General features: G+C 66.5%; 17 protein-coding genes and 3 tRNA genes. 9 read left to right on the top strand and 11 right to left on the bottom strand.

What is annotated here, in order from left to right:
• Window positions 1–208: 208 nt before the first annotated feature.
• Complete coding sequence (locus BSZ14_RS17110) at window positions 209–1,195, bottom strand: bile acid:sodium symporter family protein (RefSeq protein WP_076711835.1); 987 nt, start codon at window positions 1,193–1,195, stop codon at window positions 209–211.
• A gap of 547 nt (window positions 1,196–1,742) precedes the next feature.
• Between BSZ14_RS17110 and BSZ14_RS17105 the strand changes: the two genes are divergently transcribed.
• Window positions 1,743–3,758, top strand: a complete 2,016-nt coding sequence (locus BSZ14_RS17105) for a M3 family metallopeptidase (RefSeq protein WP_076711834.1) — start codon at window positions 1,743–1,745, stop codon at window positions 3,756–3,758.
• A gap of 132 nt (window positions 3,759–3,890) precedes the next feature.
• A complete protein-coding gene (locus BSZ14_RS17100; RefSeq protein ID WP_076711833.1) occupies window positions 3,891–5,351 on the top strand; it encodes a globin-coupled sensor protein in 1,461 nt (486 codons plus the stop codon).
• 361 nt (window positions 5,352–5,712) lie between these two features.
• Here BSZ14_RS17100 and BSZ14_RS17095 read toward each other — a convergent pair.
• The 3 genes from BSZ14_RS17095 to BSZ14_RS17085 form a co-directional block, all read right to left on the bottom strand.
• Window positions 5,713–5,788: transfer RNA gene (locus BSZ14_RS17095), tRNA-Ala, on the bottom strand.
• A 76-nt stretch (window positions 5,789–5,864) separates the two neighbouring features.
• A tRNA-Ala gene (locus BSZ14_RS17090) sits at window positions 5,865–5,940 on the bottom strand.
• Between the two features lie 87 nt (window positions 5,941–6,027).
• Window positions 6,028–6,351: a TIGR02300 family protein gene (locus BSZ14_RS17085; RefSeq protein WP_042490188.1), complete on the bottom strand. Its 324-nt coding sequence runs from the start codon at window positions 6,349–6,351 to the stop codon at window positions 6,028–6,030.
• Between the two features lie 96 nt (window positions 6,352–6,447).
• On the opposite strand from BSZ14_RS17085, the gene aroA reads away from it, so the two are divergent.
• From aroA to BSZ14_RS17050, 7 genes are all read left to right on the top strand, one after another.
• Window positions 6,448–7,779 (top strand): 3-phosphoshikimate 1-carboxyvinyltransferase, encoded by a 1,332-nt coding sequence (aroA, locus tag BSZ14_RS17080; RefSeq protein WP_076711832.1) that lies wholly within the window; start codon window positions 6,448–6,450, stop codon window positions 7,777–7,779.
• Complete coding sequence (gene cmk / locus BSZ14_RS17075) at window positions 7,776–8,411, top strand: (d)CMP kinase (protein WP_076711831.1); 636 nt, start codon at window positions 7,776–7,778, stop codon at window positions 8,409–8,411. Before aroA ends, cmk begins: the two co-directional genes overlap by 4 nt.
• Window positions 8,412–8,796: 385 nt before the next feature.
• Window positions 8,797–10,506, top strand: a complete 1,710-nt coding sequence (rpsA, locus tag BSZ14_RS17070; RefSeq protein ID WP_007405816.1) for a 30S ribosomal protein S1 — start codon at window positions 8,797–8,799, stop codon at window positions 10,504–10,506.
• A 148-nt stretch (window positions 10,507–10,654) separates the two neighbouring features.
• On the top strand, window positions 10,655–10,942 hold the full coding sequence (locus tag BSZ14_RS17065; RefSeq protein WP_076711830.1) for an integration host factor subunit beta: 288 nt from the start codon (window positions 10,655–10,657) through the stop codon (window positions 10,940–10,942).
• Between the two features lie 100 nt (window positions 10,943–11,042).
• Window positions 11,043–11,126 (top strand) — tRNA-Leu (locus tag BSZ14_RS17060).
• Between the two features lie 5 nt (window positions 11,127–11,131).
• Window positions 11,132–12,562 carry an ABC transporter substrate-binding protein gene (locus tag BSZ14_RS17055; protein ID WP_241823810.1) on the top strand — a complete coding sequence of 477 codons (1,431 nt, stop codon included), beginning with the start codon at window positions 11,132–11,134 and terminating at the stop codon, window positions 12,560–12,562.
• A gap of 5 nt (window positions 12,563–12,567) precedes the next feature.
• Complete coding sequence (locus tag BSZ14_RS17050) at window positions 12,568–12,987, top strand: DUF4112 domain-containing protein (RefSeq protein WP_076711828.1); 420 nt, start codon at window positions 12,568–12,570, stop codon at window positions 12,985–12,987.
• A gap of 6 nt (window positions 12,988–12,993) precedes the next feature.
• On the opposite strand, the gene BSZ14_RS17045 is transcribed toward BSZ14_RS17050, so the two are convergent.
• The 7 genes from BSZ14_RS17045 to BSZ14_RS19755 all read right to left on the bottom strand — a co-directional run.
• Entirely contained in the window at window positions 12,994–13,701 is a 708-nt protein-coding gene (locus BSZ14_RS17045) for a ribonuclease T2 family protein (protein ID WP_076711827.1), read from the bottom strand.
• Window positions 13,698–14,096 (bottom strand): hypothetical protein, encoded by a 399-nt coding sequence (locus BSZ14_RS17040; RefSeq protein WP_076711826.1) that lies wholly within the window; start codon window positions 14,094–14,096, stop codon window positions 13,698–13,700. The genes BSZ14_RS17045 and BSZ14_RS17040 overlap by 4 nt, the downstream gene beginning before the upstream one ends.
• A gap of 21 nt (window positions 14,097–14,117) precedes the next feature.
• A complete protein-coding gene (nadC, locus tag BSZ14_RS17035; protein ID WP_076711825.1) occupies window positions 14,118–14,966 on the bottom strand; it encodes a carboxylating nicotinate-nucleotide diphosphorylase in 849 nt (282 codons plus the stop codon).
• Window positions 14,963–15,949 (bottom strand): quinolinate synthase NadA, encoded by a 987-nt coding sequence (gene nadA, locus BSZ14_RS17030; protein WP_058734386.1) that lies wholly within the window; start codon window positions 15,947–15,949, stop codon window positions 14,963–14,965. The genes nadC and nadA overlap by 4 nt, the downstream gene beginning before the upstream one ends.
• A 45-nt stretch (window positions 15,950–15,994) precedes the next feature.
• Window positions 15,995–16,738: a DUF4230 domain-containing protein gene (locus BSZ14_RS17025; protein ID WP_083748318.1), complete on the bottom strand. Its 744-nt coding sequence runs from the start codon at window positions 16,736–16,738 to the stop codon at window positions 15,995–15,997.
• A complete protein-coding gene (locus BSZ14_RS17020; RefSeq protein ID WP_076711823.1) occupies window positions 16,723–17,580 on the bottom strand; it encodes an MBL fold metallo-hydrolase in 858 nt (285 codons plus the stop codon). The genes BSZ14_RS17025 and BSZ14_RS17020 overlap by 16 nt, the downstream gene beginning before the upstream one ends.
• A 92-nt stretch (window positions 17,581–17,672) precedes the next feature.
• Window positions 17,673–18,101: hypothetical protein (locus tag BSZ14_RS19755; protein ID WP_158069227.1), on the bottom strand; the 429-nt coding region annotated here is incomplete at its 5' end.

The following is an 18,101-nucleotide window of genomic DNA, read 5'->3' as shown; positions in this document are numbered from 1 at the left end:
ACAATGTCAAAGAGCCGACAACAAATACCGGCAACACCCCTTCACCCCGTTCCCAGGGCCTCAAGTGCGCCGATCTGTCGTAGCTGCACCGGTCAGTCGTTGCGACCACCGCTGCGGTGAAACCCCTATAGGCGGACCCACTTTGGCGGTCAACAACATTTTTCACATCAATGTCGTTTTTCTTGCGCGCAGATGAAACATCCTGTCACTACGCTTCTTCCCCCCTGCCTCGCGCCCCTGCCTGCTCGCCATAGTGCCGGGCCAGCATGGCGCAGGCGATCAACTGGATCTGGTGGAACAGCATCACCGGCAACAGGATGACGCCGACCTGCGCCGCCGGGAACAGGACGCCCGCCATGGGAACGCCCGATGCCAGGCTCTTTTTCGATCCGCAGAATTGCAGGACAATCGCGTCCTCCGGCGACAGACGCATCAGCCGTGCGATCATATAGGTCGCCGCGAGGATCAGCCCGAGCAGCAACAGGCAGAGCAGGAACAGCCGCCCGAGATCGCCCGGCGATACGCGTGTCCACAGCCCTTCGACCACCGCCGCACCGAATGCGGTATAGACGACCAGCAGGATCGAGCCCCGATCGACCAGCGTCAGCATGCCTTTATGCCGACCGACAAAGCCGCCGATCCATGGCCGGAGCAGATGCCCCACCACGAATGGCGCCAGCAGTTGCAGCAGAATGCCTTCTATCGAGGCGAGCGACACCCCTGCCCCGCCCTCGACCTTCATCAGGAGGGCCACCAGGGCCGGGGTCACGAGAATGCCGAGGAGATTGGAGAAGGACGCACTGCAGATCGCCGCCGCGACATTGCCGCGCGCGATCGCGGTGAAGGCGATGGACGACTGCACCGTCGAGGGCAGCAGGGTCAGGAACAATATGCCCATGGCCAGCGACGGATCGATACCGGGCAACCGGATCATGCCGAGCCCCAGCAGCGGAAACAGAAGGAAGGTCGATGCCAGCACCGCCAGATGCAGCGGGCAGTTGCGCAGGCCCGTCCAAATGGCCTCGCGCGACAGCTTCGCGCCGTGCAGGAAGAAGAGCAGCACGATACCCGCGTCGGCGAGATAGCCGGCAAATGTCGCGAACGCCCCGCGCGCAGGCAGGATGGTGGCAAGGGCAACCGTCGCCAGCAGGCTGAGGATGAACGGCTCGAAGACGGAAAACAGGCGCTGGATCATGGGCGCTCCCCGGCTGGACGCGCTCCGCAACCCGTCAGGCCTCGCCGAAACGCCATTAAAATCGCCGGATAGGCAAATCAGGACAGCGACGCTACCCTTTGTGGATTTTCAGAAGAGGGGAAAATGGGGGGAGCATAGCCGAATCGCTCAACCCCCACTCCGATCGTTCGGCCGGTGCCGGTCTTTCCGGCGGCTTCCGCTCCCGATTTGTGATTCTGTTCGTGTGTTGGCCGACGATACGAGCGTTCCGTACGGGAAATCGCGGCCAAAAAAAAGGCCGGTCTTGCGACCGGCCGAAAGTTTTTAGGAGAGGATGCCTGAAAGGCCCGATCCTTGTGCATCGCAGCACCGATGTTAGCAATTGCAACCTCGGCAATTGCAATTGCATGAAATGCAACTGATAGCGATAACAACGGCTTGGATCATTCGCCCTGTCATCCTGATCCGCAATGTCGATCGCGTGGATCGGTTCGATGGACCGCAAGGGTCTTGTCGAACGCGATGCGGCTGCCGAGATGATCCCCACGACAAAGCGCAAGGATGCCGAATGACCACCAATCCCCTGCTCGCCGATACCGACCTGCCCGACTTCGCCGCGATCCGCCCCGAGCATCTGGTGCCCGCAGTCGAGCGGATGATCGACGACGCGCGCGCCGCCGCCGACCGGATCGGCGGATCGAACGCCAGCGACTTCGGCGATGTCGTGCTGGCGAGCGAGCGGACGGGCTTCGCGATTGCGCGGGGCTGGTCGCCTGCCGGGCATCTCCATTCGGTCGCCGACACGCCCGAGCTGCGCGCCGCCTATGCCGAGGCTCAGGCGATGCTGGCCGAATATGGCATGGAGGCGGGCCAGGATCCGCGCCTGTTCGCCGCCTTCAACCGGGTCGACCTGACGCCGCTGACCGAGGCCGAGGCGCGCGCGGTCGAGCTGGCGCGGCGTGACTTCACTTTGTCGGGCGTCGGCCTGGACGACGCAGCCAAGGCCCGGTTCCGCGAGATCGGCGTCGAACTGAACCGGCTGAGCACCGAATTCGGCAATGCCGTGCTCGATTCCAGCGAGGCCTGGAGCGAGCATGTCACCGACGAAGCCCTGCTGTCCGGCCTGACCGACAATGCGAAGGCGATCCTGGCCTCCTACGCCGCCGAGAAGGGGCTGGACGGCTGGCTGGTCACGCTGCGCGAACCCAGCGTGCAGGCGATCCTGACCCAGGCGGACCATCGCGACCTGCGCGCGCGGGTCGCCAAGGCCTATGCCACCCGCGCCTCCGACCAGGCGGCCGATCCGACGCACGACAATAGCGCCCGTATCGACCGTATCCTCGAACTGCGCCACGAAGCGGCGCGGTTGCTTGGCTTCAACGACGCCGCCGCCCGTTCGGTCGAGACCAAGATGGCGCAGTCGGCCGACGAAGCGCTGGCCTTCCTGTCCGATCTCGCCGCGCGTGCCCGCCCGCTGGCCGAGCGCGAGCTGGCCGAGGCGAGCGCCTATGCCGCCGAAAAGTTCGGGATCGCCAAGCTCGAACCCTGGGACACGGGCTATGTCGCCGAGCATATGCGCCGCGAGCGTTTCGGCGTCGATCGTGAGGCGATCCGCGCCTATTTCCCCCTGCCCCGCGTCATGGAGGGCACGGTCGCGCTGATCGAGCGGCTCTATGGCATTCGACTGGTCGAACGCGCGGACGTGTCGGTATGGAACGCCGATGTCCGCTATTATGACGTGCAGGACAAGAGCGGCGAGATCGTCGCGGGCGTCTATTGCGATTTCCATGCGCGCGCAGGCAAGCGTGGCGGCGCCTGGATGGATGTGTGCCGTCCGCGCTTCCGCGATGCCGACCGTTTCCACCGGCCCATCGCCTATCTGACCTGCAACTTCCCGCCCGCGACCGGCGACACCCCTGCCCTGTTGGCGCATGGCGATGTCGTGACGCTGCTCCACGAGTTCGGCCATGTTCTGCACCACCTGCTGACCGAGGTCGACCTGCCCTCGATCGGTGGCATTTCGGGCGTCGAGTGGGACGCGGTCGAACTGCCCAGCCAGTTCATGGAGAATTTCGCCTGGGACCGCGACACGCTGACCGCGCTGTCCGCGCATGTCGAGACGGGCGAGCCGCTGCCCGACGAATTGTTCGCCAAGATGCTGGCGGCGCGGCGCTTCCAGGCGGGAATGTTCCTGCTTCGCCAGATCGAGTTCGCGACCTTCGACCTGCGGCTGCACCGCGATTATGATCCGGTACGGGGCGGCCGCGTGATGGAGGTGCTGAACGATGTTCGCGATGAGGTGTCGGTGATTCGGCCGCCCGAGTGGAATCGCTTCCCGCACAGCTTCAGCCATGTCTTCGCGGGCGGCTATGCGGCGGGCTATTACAGCTATCTCTGGGCCGAGCTGCTGTCGGCGGATGCCTTCGCCGCCTTTGCCGAGGAAGGCCAGGCGGCGGGCGATCGGTTCCGGCGCGAAGTGCTGGCACGCGGGGCGAGCCGTCCGGCGGCCGAGAATTTCCGCGCTTTCCGCGGCCGCGCGCCGGAGCCGGATGCGTTGCTGCGCCATCACGGGCTGGCGGCCTGACGCCGATACCGGGGCCGTCATCGGCGGCCCCGGCTTAATTCCCTGATGCAATCTGGATTATATAGAAAAATCCATTTCTCTACAGCTTCTTAACCACCCTCACCCAAATTGGGGCGGTAGGGAGGAAGCGTCGTGAGCGGATCGGACCATATTGATTTTGAACAGCGACTGGCGGCATTCGACTATCGCGCCGGAAGCTATGCCTCATTTCCGACGATCAAGCGCGCGATCGAGCGGCATGCGCCCGCCGCGCTGACCGCGCTCTACCGGCATATCGCCGCCACCACGCAGATACGGGGGCTGTTTTCTTCACAGGCGCGGATGGATCATGCCCGCGACAAGCAGATGGAGCATTGGCGCAAGCTGTTCTCCCGCCCGCTGGATCGCGATTATGCCGCCGCCTCGACCCATATCGGACAGGTCCATGCGCGGATCGGGCTGGCGCCGACCTGGTATATCAGCGGCTATGCCCGGATGCTGGAATATGTCCTGCCCAGGCTGATCCTGGGTCGATTGCTCTGGCCGTTCGGCGCACGGCGCCGGGCGCGGGCGGCGACCGCGCTGGTCAAGGCGTCGCTGATCGACATGGACATTGCGCTGGCCTCCTATTTCGAGGCCGAGCAGGCGGGGCGTCGTGCGGTGATCGAACGCTGCGGCGCGGTCTTCGACCGAATGGCCAAGGGCGACCTGACCGCCTCGCTCGATGGCCTCCCGTCCGAATATCAGGCCCTGGCCGACAGTTTCGAGGCGATGCGCGCCCAGATGTGCGCGACGCTGGGCGTGGTCACCCAGTCCGGCGAGCATATCCGCATCGGCTCTGGTGACATTCGCCAGGCATCGGACGACCTGTCCGACCGCACCAAGCAGCAGGCCGCCTCGCTGGAGGAAACCGCCGCCGCGATGCAGCAGATCACCTCGACCGTCCGCCAGACGGCCGACGGCGCCTCGCGCGCCAACCGGATCGTCGGCGAGGCGCGGGCCGAGGCCGAGGAGTCGGGCCAGATCGTCCGCCGCGCGGTCGAGGCCATGGGCGGCATCGAGCGTTCGTCGTCGGAGATCAGCGAGATCATCAGCGTCATCGACGGCATCTCGTTCCAGACCAACCTGCTCGCGCTGAATGCCGGTGTCGAGGCCGCCCGGGCAGGCGAAGCGGGCAAGGGCTTTGCCGTCGTCGCCAGCGAAGTGCGCGCGCTCGCCCAGCGCTCGGCCGAAGCGGCCAAGGATGTAAAGACGCGCATCCTCGCCTCCTCCGATCAGGTCGGCGCGGGCGTCGAACTGGTCAACGAGGCGGGTGACGCGCTGCAACGGATCATCGGCCGGATCGGCGAGATCAGCGACCTGGTGTCGCAGATCGCGGCCTCAGCCAGCCAGCAGTCGATTGGCCTGCAACAGGTCAACACCGCCGTTGCCGAGATGGACGGCGTGACCCAGCGCAATGCCGCGATGGTCGAACAGGCCACCGACGCCGCCCGCACCCTGGCGCAGGAAGCCGAGACGCTGGCCCGCGAAGTCGCCCGCTTCCGCCTGGCCGACATCAGCGGCGACCCGCGCAACCCGGTGCACCAGATGCAGCGACGCCTCGCCGCGGTCTGATCCTCACCCCCCGAGGACAAACTGGGCTCCGGCGCAAGTCGGGGCCTTTTTCTTGTTGTTGGGCGACAGCCATATGTACGCCCCCACCCGTTCGCGCTGAGCGAAGTCAAAGCGCACAGCCCGCTGTTGCTGCTTGGGTGAAGCTCATCCCATGATGACAGTGGAAGAACCAATGCGAGCTCCTCCCCTTCAGGGGAGGGGTGTGTCCATCTCATGCCATCGCACTCAGGCTGAACGGTGGTCGAGGGGAAATGTCGCGACGGTTTGCATGAAGCTTCAGGGCACATGACGCATTTCGAAACGACAAAACCCACCCGCTGACGATCAGGGATGGTTCAAAAACCGGCGATATCAGAAAAAATGGTGGAGCCGAGGGGGATCGAACCCCTGACCTCTGCAATGCCATTGCAGCGCTCTCCCAGCTGAGCTACGGCCCCATCGATTTCGGCGCGCGTCCGGCGGGATGCGGACTGGCCTGTCAGCGCATCATGAGATGCGGCTATTCCGGCGGAATGGTGGAGCCGAGGGGGATCGAACCCCTGACCTCTGCAATGCCATTGCAGCGCTCTCCCAGCTGAGCTACGGCCCCGTTCCGCTGTGGAGGCAGCCCACTAGCGGGGCCGCCGTGGCTCGGCAAGCACTTTTTTCAAGCACCCGCCGAGCCCGTTCGGGCAACTTAGTGTTCGTCGTCCTCGCTGGACGTTTCCACGCCCAGATCGTCGTCGCCGCCCAGATCGACTTCATCGTCGGGCGAGGGCTCTTCGTCCTCACCGGTGATGTCCAGATCCTCGTCGTCGCCGCCCGCCAGATCGCTGTCGGCTTCCTTGCTTTCCGGCTTGGCCTGCTCGAACGGCAGGGGCTGCTTGGACTTCAGGATGGGCTCGGGCTCCCACTGCGTCCCGCAATTGATGCAGGTGACGGGGTCGTCCTTTTCGAGGTCGTAGAAACGCGTCGCGCATTTCGGGCACGTACGCTTCGTGCCCCATTCCGGCTTGATCATGCCGTTCATACCTTTCGGAATTGGGTTTTCCGCCGGAGCGAAAAGTGGGCGCGCCTTGCCACAGCGCAAGGCCCCTGTCAAAAGCCCGCGCCATCTATGGCGCACACCCTTCCCCAGCCTCGCACCGTGCGAGCCGCCGCCGCTCTTCGCGGCACCATCGCCGTTCCGGGCGACAAATCGATCAGCCATCGCTCGCTGATGCTCTCCGCGCTCGCGGTCGGTGAAAGCCGGGTCGAGGGGCTGCTGGAGGGGGAGGATGTACTCGCCACCGCCGCCGCGATGCGCGCAATGGGCGCGGACATCGTTCGGCAGGATGACGGGGTGTGGGTGATCCATGGTGTCGGCGTGGGCGGGCTGCTCCAGCCCGAGACCGCGCTCGACATGGGCAATTCGGGCACCTCGACGCGCTTGCTGATGGGGCTGGTCGCCAGCCATCCGATCACCGCGACCTTTATCGGCGACGCCTCGCTGTCCAAGCGCCCGATGGGCCGCGTCATCGAGCCGCTGTCGCAAATGGGTGCCGAGTTTCAGGACACGCCGGGCGGCCGCCTGCCCCTGATGGTCCGGGGCATCAGCCCGGCCGTGCCGATCCGCTACACCCTGCCCGTCGCCTCGGCACAGGTGAAGTCGGCGATCCTGCTGGCGGGCCTCAACACGCCGGGCGAGACGACGGTGATCGAGCCGATCGCGACGCGCGACCATAGCGAGCGGATGCTGGCGGGCTTCGGCGCAGAGCTGACCGTCACCCCCTCGCCCGAGGGCAAGGTCATCACGATTCGCGGCCAGGCCGAGTTGAAGCCGCAGAATATCGTCGTGCCGGGAGACCCCTCCTCAGCGGCCTTCTGGCTGGTCGCGGGGTCGATCGTGCCCGGCGCAGACGTGACCATCACCAATGTCGGCATGAACCCGACCCGCACCGGCATCATCGAAGCACTCAAGATGATGGGCGCCGACATCACCGAACTGGACGCCCGCACCGTCGGCGGCGAGCCGGTCGCCGACCTGCGTGTCCGCCACGCACCCCTGTCGGCGATCGAGGTTCCGCCCGAGCTGACGCCCAGCATGATCGACGAATACCCCGTGCTGTTCGTCGCCGCCGCCTTCGCGACCGGCACGACCATCGCCCGCGGTGCGGAGGAACTGCGCGTCAAGGAATCGGACCGCATCACCGCCATGGCCGATGCGCTCGGCGCCTGCGGTGTCCGTTGTGAGGAATTCGAGGACGGCATGGCCGTGACCGGCACCGGCGGCGAACCGATCCCCGGCGGCGCGACCATCGCCACGCTGCTCGACCACCGGATCGCGATGAGCATGACCATCGCCGCGCTCAACGCCCGTGATCCCATCACGCTGGATGACGCGGCCCCCGTTGCGACCAGCTACCCCATCTTCTTCGACACGCTGGAGAAGCTGGGGGCGATGGCATGATCATCGCCGTTGACGGTCCGGCGGCCAGCGGCAAGGGCACTATCGCCCGCGCGCTGGCCCGGCATTATGGGCTGCCGCATCTCGACACCGGCCTGCTCTACCGCGCGGTGGCGGCGACGGTGCGGCAGATGCATCTCGACCCGACCAGGGAAGCCGACGCCGTGGCCGCGTGCAGCTTCGACGACAGTCTGCTCGCCGATCCCTCCTTGCGGGACGATGAGACGGGCAAGCTCGCCTCGGTCGTGTCGGCGCATCCGCTGGTTCGCGCCGCCCTGCTCCAGCGGCAGAAGCGATTCGCGCAGCAGCCCGGCGGCGCGATCCTCGACGGACGCGACATCGGCACGGTCATCGCCCCCGATGCCGATGCCAAGCTGTTCGTGAAGGCCTCCTCGCAGGTCCGCGCCCGGCGGCGGCATAACGAACTGGTCAAGAACGGCGCGGACGTGTCGTTCGAACAGGTGCTCGCCGACATCCGCGCCCGCGACGAACGCGACAGCGGCCGGGCGACCGCCCCCCTCACCCAGGCGGCGGATGCGGCGGCGCTGGACACCTCCAGCCTGACGATTGACGCGGCCGTGGCCCGCGCGATCCAGTTCGTCGACGCACAGGTGGCGGCTAAGGCGCGCTCGTAAATTCCTCCCCTGCAAGGGGAGGTGGCAGCGCGCCAGCGCTGACGGAGGGGGGCCAGCCCCAAGGGATGTCACTTGCGGCACGCCCCCTCCACCACCGCTTCGCGGCGGTCCCTCTCCCCGTGCCGGGGAGGACACCCCCTCACCTTGCGCAAAAGCCCGTTTTCGGCTAAGGACGCCCCGCTCGCGGACCCTGTTCCGCGGAGAGGCTGACGCGGGGCCATGCCCTCAGCGTCCTTTCCGCATTTGTCGCGGACCGCCGCTTTTCCGTGTTTCAGCCTCATCTTCGGGCCTGGTGGCGTCGGCATGGGGTCGGCGCGGCCATCGTCGAAGGTCTTGGGAATCGCCCGGACCGGAGGCGGAAAACTATCAGGAACCTAACCCTTTTATGGCAACCAACCCCCAGCCCACGCGCGACGATTTCGCGGCGATGCTCGATGACATGTTCGGCGGTGCCGACAGCTTCGAGGGTCGCGTCGTGCATGGCACCGTCACCGCGATCGAAAACGACATGGCCGTCATCGACGTCGGTCTGAAGTCGGAAGGCCGTGTGCCCCTCCGCGAATTCGCTGCCCCCGGCCAGAAGGCCGACCTGAAGGTCGGTGACGAAGTCGAGGTCTATGTCGACCGCGTCGAGAACATGCACGGCGAAGCGATGCTCAGCCGCGATCGCGCCCGTCGCGAAGCCGCCTGGGACAAGCTGGAACTCGAATTCTCGAAGTCGGCCCGCGTCGAAGGCGTGATCTTCGGCCGCGTGAAGGGTGGCTTCACCGTCGACCTGAACGGCGCCGTGGCGTTCCTGCCCGGCTCGCAGGTTGATATCCGCCCCGTCCGCGACGTCACCCCGCTGATGGACATCCCGCAGCCGTTCCAGATCCTGAAGATGGACCGCAAGCGCGGCAACATCGTCGTGTCGCGTCGCGCGGTCCTGGAAGAGACCCGCGCCGAGCAGCGTTCGGGCCTGATCCAGAGCCTGGCCGAGGGTCAGATCATCGACGGCGTCGTCAAGAACATCACCGATTACGGTGCCTTCGTTGACCTGGGCGGCATCGACGGCCTGCTGCACGTCACCGACCTGTCGTACAAGCGCGTCAATCATCCGTCGGAGATGATCGCGATCGGCGACACCGTGCGCGTCCAGATCATCCGCATCAACAAGGACACGCAGCGCATCTCGCTCGGCATGAAGCAGCTCGAGAGCGATCCGTGGGATGGCGCCGGCGCCAAGTATCCGGTCGGCGCGAAGCTGTCGGGCCGCGTCACGAACATCACCGAATACGGTGCGTTCGTCGAGCTGGAGCCGGGCATCGAAGGCCTGGTCCACGTCTCGGAAATGTCCTGGACCAAGAAGAACGTCCATCCGGGCAAGATCGTGTCGACCTCGCAGGAAGTCGACGTCGTGGTCCTGGAAGTCGATCAGGAAAAGCGCCGCATCTCGCTGGGTCTCAAGCAGGCTCAGGCCAATCCGTGGGAAGCGTTCGCCGCAGCCCATCCGATCGGTTCGACCGTCGAGGGCGAAGTCAAGAACGCCACCGAGTTCGGCCTGTTCATCGGCCTGGACAACGATGTCGACGGCATGGTCCACATGTCGGACATCGCCTGGGGCGTGTCGGGTGAGGATGCCCTCAACCTGCACCGCAAGGGCGAAGTCGTTCAGGCCGTGGTCCTGGACATCGACCCCGAGAAGGAGCGTATCTCGCTCGGCATGAAGCAGCTCGAGCGTGGCGGCCCGGTCGCTGGCGGCGTGGCTGCGGCTGGCGATCGCCTGAACAAGAACCAGGTCGTCACCGTGACCGTCCTCGAAGTCCGCGATGCGGGCCTCGAAGTCCAGGCGGGCGACGATGGTGCGACCGGCTTCATCAAGCGCACCGATCTGGGTCGCGACCGTGACGAGCAGCGCCCCGAGCGCTTCCAGGTCGGCCAGAAGTTCGACGCGATGGTGACCGGCTTCGATCGTTCGAAGAAGCCGACCTTCTCGGTCAAGGCGATGCAGATCGCCGAAGAGAAGCAGGCGGTGGCTCAGTATGGTTCGTCCGACTCGGGCGCCTCGCTGGGCGACATTCTGGGCGAAGCGCTGAAGGCGCGCACCCAGAAGTAAGTCACTGGGCCGGGGCATGTTTTTTTCGGAAACATGTCCCGGTTCCGGCCAAATGACACGGACGTGTCGCTTAATCGTATAATAAAAATACTTTCAGCAGCGAGAAACACAGGTTAAGAACGATCCGTCTTAAGCTTGGGACTAGACGATGATCCGTTCGGAACTGGTGCAAAAAATCGGTCAGCGTAATCCGGGACTGAACCCGCGTGAAGCCGAACTGATCGTCACGATTTTCTTTGATGAGATTACCAAGCGACTGGCGGATGACGGTCGCGTCGAACTGCGCGGCTTCGGCGCCTTTTCGACCCGCGCGCGCGGTGCCCGCACCGGCCGCAATCCCCGCACCGGCGAAACCGTCAATGTCTGCGCCAAGCGCGTCCCCTATTTCAAACCCGGCAAGGAAATGCGCGCGCGTCTGAACGTCGACGCGGAATGATCCTGTTCCGGTCACGGGGCGGAAGGACGCAGCTATTCCGGCTTTCCGACCGCTCCACCCTTGACCTGCGCGGCATCCTGGTATCTTCGTTGGGCTGTGCGCGGACGTGGCGAAACCGGTAGACGCTGCCGACTTAAAATCGGCTTCCTATGGAGTGCGGGTTCGAGTCCCGCCGTCCGCACCATCGGATTGGCCGCCGCCCTGCTGGCGACGACCGCCTGCGAGCGTCATGCCGATCACGGCGCCGTGGTCGTCAGCACCGTCCAATCCACGCCCCCTCCCGCCCCGTCCGGCGGACTGACCCTCACCGATGGCGACACGTCGCGCCGCGTGCTGCGCGACGCGCTGGCGCAGGGGCTGGTGCGTTTCGACGCCAATGGCCAGATCGAGCCAGGGCTCGCCGAACGCTGGATCGTCATCGACGAGGGCGGCAGCTTCATCTTCCGCCTGCGCGAGGCGAAGTGGAATGACGGTACGCCCGTCACCGCCGGTCAGGTCGTGGCGATCCTGCGTCGCCTGGTGTCGCCCCGTTCGGGCAATCCGCTGACCCCCTTCCTGACGGCGATCGACGAGATCGTGGTGATGACGCCGCAGGTCATCGAAATCCGCCTGTCGCGCCCTCGCCCCGATCTGCTGAAGCTGTTCGCCCAGCCCGAAATGGCGATCGTCGATCGCGGGCGTCGCGGCACCGGGCCGTTCCGCATCATCCAGGCGGGTCCGCCGCCGCTGCTACGTCCCATCCCCGACCCGCGCCGTATCGAGCCCGAAGATGACGCCACGCCCGCGCCGGAGGAGGATGTCCGCCTGATCGCCGAGAGCCCGGCGCGCGCCATCCTGCGTTTTGCGGGCGGCCAGTCGGACCTGCTGCTCGGCGGCCGGTTCGAGACATGGCCGCTGCTCGACGCCGTCCGGATCAACCAGTCCGCTATCCGGATCGATCCGGCGGCAGGGCTGTTCGGCCTGAGCATCGCCCATCGCGACGGCTTCCTGGCCGACGCCGCCAATCGTCAGGCGCTATCGGCCGCGTTCGACCGGGCGGCGATGCTGGCGGCGGTCGCCCCCAATTGGGAAGCCGCCGACCGGCTGCTGCCCGATGCACTCGATTCGGACGCGCCGCCGCAGATACCCGGCTGGGCGCTTCTCAATCTGGACGAACGGCGGAGCGGGGCGCGGGCGCGGGTCGCCGCCTGGGGGCAGCCGGTGCGGCTCCGCATCGCCTTGCCGCAGGGACCGGGCGCGAACCTTCTCTATGGCCAGATCGGCGCAACACTGCTGGCGGTAGGCATCACACCGGAACGGGTGGCGCTCGATGCCCCTTCCGACCTCCGCCTGATCGATGCGGTCGCCCCCTATGACAGCGCGCGCTGGTATCTCGCCACCGCCTGTGCGCCCTGCGGAGAGGCGGCGATGGCGGCGATCGAGCAGGCGCGGCTGGCCCCCACACTGGCCGGGCGAAGCGCGGCGATCGCGGCGGCGGATGCGGCGATCAACGCCGACACGCCCTTCATCCCGCTGGCCCGTCCGCTGCGCTGGTCGCTCACCACGGCGCGACTGCGGCAATTCCAGACCAACAGCCGCGCCTGGCATCCATTGAACCGGTTGCGCGCCGTCACCAACTGAGTGACATGGCCAACACGTCCCGCATCGATCCCACGGCATTCGACGCTTTGCCGCTCGACAAGAGCATCGCCGCCAGTCGCCAGCGGATCGAGGCGATGGAGCGCCTGCTGGAGCGCGTCGTCATATTGCCCGGCCTCAACCGCCCGATCGGGCTGGACGTGATACTGGGCCTGGTGCCGATCGTCGGCGACATCGCCGCCGCGGCGCTGGGCAGCTATATCATCTGGGAGGCGCGCAACCTGGGACTGTCGAGGTTCCAGATGGCGCGGATGATGGGCAATGTCGGCTTCGACGCGCTGCTGGGCTTCGTGCCATTGATCGGCGACGCGGCCGATGTGCTGTTCCGGTCGAACACGCGCAACCTGCGCATCATCCGCAAGCATCTCGACAAGCATCACCCCGCCAGCGTGGTGCTGGAGGGGTAAAGCCGGTCAGCGGGAGCCGCGCCAGATCTTCAGCGGCGCGTTGGGCGACAATCCCCCCTGATGCGCCGGACAGCGCGCCGGGCGGAAGGCCTTGTTCAGGCAGATCCAGATTTCGTCCAGCCAGCCTTCGCGCGTGGCGGTGACGCGCATCATGTCGGCGGTCATGCCCCGATTGGCGGCGGCGAAGGCACTCGCCAGATCACCCGCCGTCAGCGTGCCACGCCGTGACAGTCCGTCCATGTCCGGGAAGCGCAGACCGTAATATAGTGCGTTCGACCGCTGGAAATAGCGTGCCGGGCTGTACCCGCTCATGCAGGTGCCATGCTTGGCCCATTCATGCTGCATCAGCTGCGCCGAGGGGGTGGCGCAGATGTGGCGGCGGACCACCGCCTGCGGCAGGATCGCGGTCGGGCGGCAATATTGCGGCCAGTCCTTGTCTACGCCATCGGGCCACAGACCGTGCAACGTGAAGCCGAAGCGATTGGCGCCGCCGCACTGGAAGCTGCTATTCCCCTTGGGATCGCGGCAGAATTGCGGGCTCCAGGTGATGGCCAGCGTATAGCCGCCGATCGGCAGCACGCGGGTCGGCTGGCTCTGGCTGGGCAGGTCGGGGCGGATGGACTGTGTCCCGCGCGGCGCGGTGCATTGCAGCGTCTGCGCCGACAGGACCTGCGGCGCGGCCAATAGCGCCATCCCGATCATTGCGTATTTCATACGTCACTCACCTCCGCCATCGCGCGATACCATGCCAGGGCGTTGGGACGCATCAGCATCACGACCGCGACCAGCGACGCCGCCGCCTGCACCGCCGTCAGCACGCCGAATGCGCCTTCGGCCAGCGCACCGACCGACACCTGATACAGAAAACCCAGCATGTTCAAGACCGTCAGCACGATCAGCAAGCCAAGCCCGACCCGGCTGGCGAACCGGGTGGTCAGCAACGTGCCGAGCAGGAACAGCCCGACCAGCAGGCCGTTGGCGATGATCGCGATCGCCACCCCGGCCTGCGCGACCGTGTCGGCCCAGCCGATGACCGCCAGCACCACCAGCAACAGGATGGCGAACAGCGACAGCCGCTCACCCAATATCACCGCCTTTGGTCGCACCATCTTCCCCTTCTGCTATCCGCCTCAGGCAGCGGCGAAATCCAGTCCGATATCGGCCGCCGGAGCCGACTGGGTCAAGCGCCCCACGCTGACATAGGTCACGCCCGATTCCGCGATGGCGCGGATGGTGTCGAGGCGTACGCCGCCCGACGCCTCGGTCGGCACCCGGCCCGCGACCAGCGCGACGCCCTCGGCCAGTTGCGCGGGGTTCATATTGTCGAGCAGCAAATGGGTCGCCCCCGCCGCCAGCGCCGGTTCGATCTGGTCGAGCGCGTCGACCTCGACGATGATCCGGGCGATCCCCGCCTCGCGCGCCGCCGTGACCGCCGGACCGATGCCGCCCGCCACCGCGACATGATTGTCCTTGATCATCGCCGCGTCCCACAGGCCCATGCGATGATTTTGCGCACCGCCCATGCGGGTGGCGTATTTCTCGACGAGGCGCAGACCGGGAATGGTCTTGCGCGTGTCGAGCAGGGTCGCGCCCGTGCCCGCGATCGCCGCGACATAGGCCGCCGTCATCGTCGCAATGCCCGACAGATGCTGGACGGTGTTGAGCGCGGACCGCTCGGCCGTCAGCATCGCGCGCGCCTGGCCCGACAGGCGGAGCAGGTCGGTCCCCGCCGGAACGCTCGTGCCGTCCTCGACCAGCCGCTCTATGACGACGTCCGCGTCGAGGTGCCGGAAGAATGCCTCGGCGATGGGCAGACCGGCGACGGTGATCGCATCGCGGCTGGCCATGGTGCCGATGAAGCGCGCGCCGTCCGGGATCACCGCCGCCGAGGTGATGTCCCCGCCCGGCCCCAGATCCTCGGCCAGCGTCGCTGTAACGAAGGCGTCGAGGTCGAAGCCTTCTATCACGCTTTCCGTCACGGGCGCGGACCCAGATCGCCCTTGCCGACCGTGCCGCTCGCCAGCGTCAGCATGGCGTCGAGGCTCTTCTTGGCCTGAAGCCGCAGCCCTTCCTCGATCTCGACACGCGGGGTCAGGTCGCGCAGCGCGAGGTAAAGCTTCTCCATGGTGTTCAGCGCCATGTACGGGCAGATATTGCAGTTGCAGTTGCCGTCCGCGCCCGGCGCGCCGATGAAGGTCTTGCCCGGCATCGCCTTTTGCATCTGGTGGATGATGTGCGGCTCGGTCGCGACGATCAGCGTGTCGCTGGTGACGGTTTGCGCAAATTCCAGGATGCCGCGCGTCGACCCGACATAATCGGCATGGTCCAGGATGACGGCCGGGCATTCGGGATGCGCGGCGATCGGCGCGTCGGGGTGCTGGGCACGCAGCTTGAGCAGTTCGGTCTCGCTGAACGCCTCGTGGACGATGCACACGCCCGGCCAAAGCAGCATGTCGCGGCCGGTCTTGCGTGCCAGATAGCCGCCCAGATTGCGGTCGGGACCGAAGATGATCTTCTGCGCCGGGTCGATCTGCGCCAGGATCTGCTCCGCCGAGGACGACGTCACGATGATGTCGGACAGCGCCTTCACCTCGGTCGAGCAGTTGATATAGGTCAGCGCGATATGGTCCGGGTGCTGGGCGCGGAACTCGGCGAACTGCTCGGGCGGACAGCTGTCCTCCAGGCTGCAGCCGGCGGCCATGTCGGGCAGCACGACGATCTTGTCCGGCGACAGGATCTTTGCCGTCTCCGCCATGAAGCGCACGCCGCAAAAGGCGATGACGTCCGCATCGGTCGCCTGCGCCTTGCGGCTGAGGTCCAGGCTGTCGCCGACGAAATCGGCCAGGTCCTGAATCTCGGGCTTCTGATAATAATGGGCGAGGATGACGGCGTTGCGTTCCTTGCGGAGCCGGTCGATCTCGGCGCGCAGGTCGAGGCCCGTCAGATTCGTCTGGATGGTCATGGCATTCCCCCTAGGCGCATGGGCTCGCGCCGACAATCGGCCACGTCAGCCGCCATTGCCAAGAACCTCTTGCAGGTTGCGCGTCGTGTCCCAGCGTTCGTCACTCGCCGGCTCGTCGGAGAAGCGGACCTTGACGCTGCCCCCAACCCCTGCCGCGCGCAGCGGCATGGCGAAGCTGCGCTCGACCGCGCGGCGGGTCGCGTCGCGGGCCAGCTTCATCGGCGCGGGCGCGCGGGCCTGTCGCATCAGCTCGACCTGCCCCGCCGTGCGATTGGCCGCGTCGAGCCGCTGCTCGGCATCGGTGAAGGTGGTCAGCAGGCCGCCCGATCCATATTCGCGGATCGCCGACAGATCGACCTGCGGCCCGTCGATCTCGACCGGCGGCAGCGTCACCGACAGGACACGGGCATTCGCGTCCCAGCGCACATCCTGCTGTCGCAGCTTGCCCAGATCGACCTCGTAACGGACCATGCCCGGCATGATGAGCGTCCGCTCGGTCGAAAAGCCCAGCTGCGACTGGCGCGAGGTCACGACGGCGACGTAACGCGCGGCAAAGGCCGACAGCCGGTTCTGTTCGCGCAGGCCGTCCAGGCTGGCGCGGGCGATGGTCGTCGGATCGGGAGTGAGCCGGTCCTCGACATAGCGCTGCACACCCCAAACCACGATCAGTCCGGCCAGCACCAGCAGGAGCAGCACCCCCGCCACCTTGGTCAGGAACAACCCGACCCCGCCGCGTGCCCGCGACGGCGGCTGTGGCGTTTCGCCGGGAGGTGTCATGCGCTGATCCATGATGCTCCTTCCTCGCGGACCAGCCCGCGGTTTCGCAGGTCATAAAGATGTGCCAGCACCGATCGTTCCGCTGCCGGAATCAGTTTGGGATTCAGCCCGACATACATGCGTGCGGTCATCGCCGCGATCGGCAACCTCTCTTCCGCCGCCAGCAGGCGCAGGATCTGCCCCTCGCGCTGCTTGCGATGCCCCAGCATCCCGCGCACCAGCCGCTGCGGATTGTCGACCGCCTCGCCATGCCCCGGGTAATAGACCCGGTCATCGCGTTCCATCAGCTTTTCCAGGCTGGCCATATAGGCGCTCATGTCGCCATCGGGGGGCGAGACGATACTGGTCGACCAGCCCATGACGTGATCGCCGGAGAACAGCGCCCTGGTCTCGGGCAGCGCGAAGGCGAGATGGTTGGAGGTGTGGCCCGGCGTTGCGATCGCATTCAGCGTCCAGCCGTCGCCGCGCACCCCCTCGCCCTCCGCCAGCACTCGGTCCGGCACATAGTCGCGGTCGAACGCGGCGTCGGATTGCCCGCCCTCATAATCGGCGACGAAGGGGGCCGCGCCGACGATCGGCGCACCGGTCAGGCGGGCGAGCGGGCGGCTGGCCGGGCTGTGGTCGCGGTGATGATGGGTGATGACGATGGCGACCACCGGCCGCCCGGCAATCGCGCGGGTCAGCGCATCCAGATGCGCGGGATCGTCCGGCCCCGGATCGATGACCGCCACATCGCGGTCGCCCACGACATGGCTTTGCGTGCCCGTATAGGTGAAGGGCGACGGATTGGGGGCGAGCACGCGGGTAATCAGCGGCTCAAGCAGGATCGGAATGCCGGTCGGGTGCTCAGCCATTCCGAACCATGTGGGCAAGCGGCGGACAAAGGGCAACCCCTGTCCCCGTCGGACGGGCACAGAGGTCGAGTTGGGGTAAAGTCGTGGTCGGATCAGTCGCGATCGCGGTTCGCCATTTCAGCCTTCAGCTCGGCGGTCGCCTCGTTCAGGCCCTTCAGCGCGTCACGCCGGGCATCCTCGGAGAGGTTGCGGTCGCGGGTGATCGAGGCGCGGGCACTCTCGATGCTGGCGAGCGCGATCTGCATGTTCACCTGCGCCGTGCGCTGGGCATGGATGGCGGTGAGCGAGGCCTGACGAGCGTCCCGCTCGATCCGGTCGGTGCAGATGATCGTCACCTGCCGCCGGGTCTTGCCATCGACCGTCATGTAGCTGGTGCGGGTATCGCTGCTGCCCGTGCCGCATGCACGCGCCTGAACCATCGGGATCGGAGGCATGGGCACCATCGGGACCATGCCATTGTCGCCGATGAACTTGACCTTATGCCCGTTGCGCAGCGTAACGACGCGGACGGGGGGCGCGGC

Source organism: Sphingomonas sp. Sph1(2015) (assembly GCF_001970915.1).
In the GTDB taxonomy this organism is placed as follows: domain Bacteria; phylum Pseudomonadota; class Alphaproteobacteria; order Sphingomonadales; family Sphingomonadaceae; genus Sphingomonas; species Sphingomonas parapaucimobilis.
Note: the sequence above shows the minus strand (reverse complement) of the source record. Positions and strands in the feature narration are given on the sequence as shown.

Excerpts from the sequence above, each read along its gene's own strand:
- BSZ14_RS17110 (WP_076711835.1), bottom strand. The coding sequence starts at position 1,195 with ATGATCCAGCGCCTGTTTTCCGTCTTCGAGCCGTTCATCCTCAGCCTG.
- BSZ14_RS17105 (WP_076711834.1), top strand. The coding sequence starts at position 1,743 with ATGACCACCAATCCCCTGCTCGCCGATACCGACCTGCCCGACTTCGCC.
- BSZ14_RS17085 (WP_042490188.1), bottom strand. The coding sequence starts at position 6,351 with ATGATCAAGCCGGAATGGGGCACGAAGCGTACGTGCCCGAAATGCGCG.
- aroA (WP_076711832.1), top strand. The coding sequence starts at position 6,448 with ATGGCGCACACCCTTCCCCAGCCTCGCACCGTGCGAGCCGCCGCCGCT.
- cmk (WP_076711831.1), top strand. The coding sequence starts at position 7,776 with ATGATCATCGCCGTTGACGGTCCGGCGGCCAGCGGCAAGGGCACTATC.
- rpsA (WP_007405816.1), top strand. The coding sequence starts at position 8,797 with ATGGCAACCAACCCCCAGCCCACGCGCGACGATTTCGCGGCGATGCTC.
- BSZ14_RS17065 (WP_076711830.1), top strand. The coding sequence starts at position 10,655 with ATGATCCGTTCGGAACTGGTGCAAAAAATCGGTCAGCGTAATCCGGGA.
- BSZ14_RS17050 (WP_076711828.1), top strand. The coding sequence starts at position 12,568 with ATGGCCAACACGTCCCGCATCGATCCCACGGCATTCGACGCTTTGCCG.
- BSZ14_RS17045 (WP_076711827.1), bottom strand. The coding sequence starts at position 13,701 with ATGAAATACGCAATGATCGGGATGGCGCTATTGGCCGCGCCGCAGGTC.
- BSZ14_RS17040 (WP_076711826.1), bottom strand. The coding sequence starts at position 14,096 with ATGGTGCGACCAAAGGCGGTGATATTGGGTGAGCGGCTGTCGCTGTTC.
- nadA (WP_058734386.1), bottom strand. The coding sequence starts at position 15,949 with ATGACCATCCAGACGAATCTGACGGGCCTCGACCTGCGCGCCGAGATC.
- BSZ14_RS17025 (WP_083748318.1), bottom strand. The coding sequence starts at position 16,738 with ATGGATCAGCGCATGACACCTCCCGGCGAAACGCCACAGCCGCCGTCG.
- BSZ14_RS17020 (WP_076711823.1), bottom strand. The coding sequence starts at position 17,580 with ATGGCTGAGCACCCGACCGGCATTCCGATCCTGCTTGAGCCGCTGATT.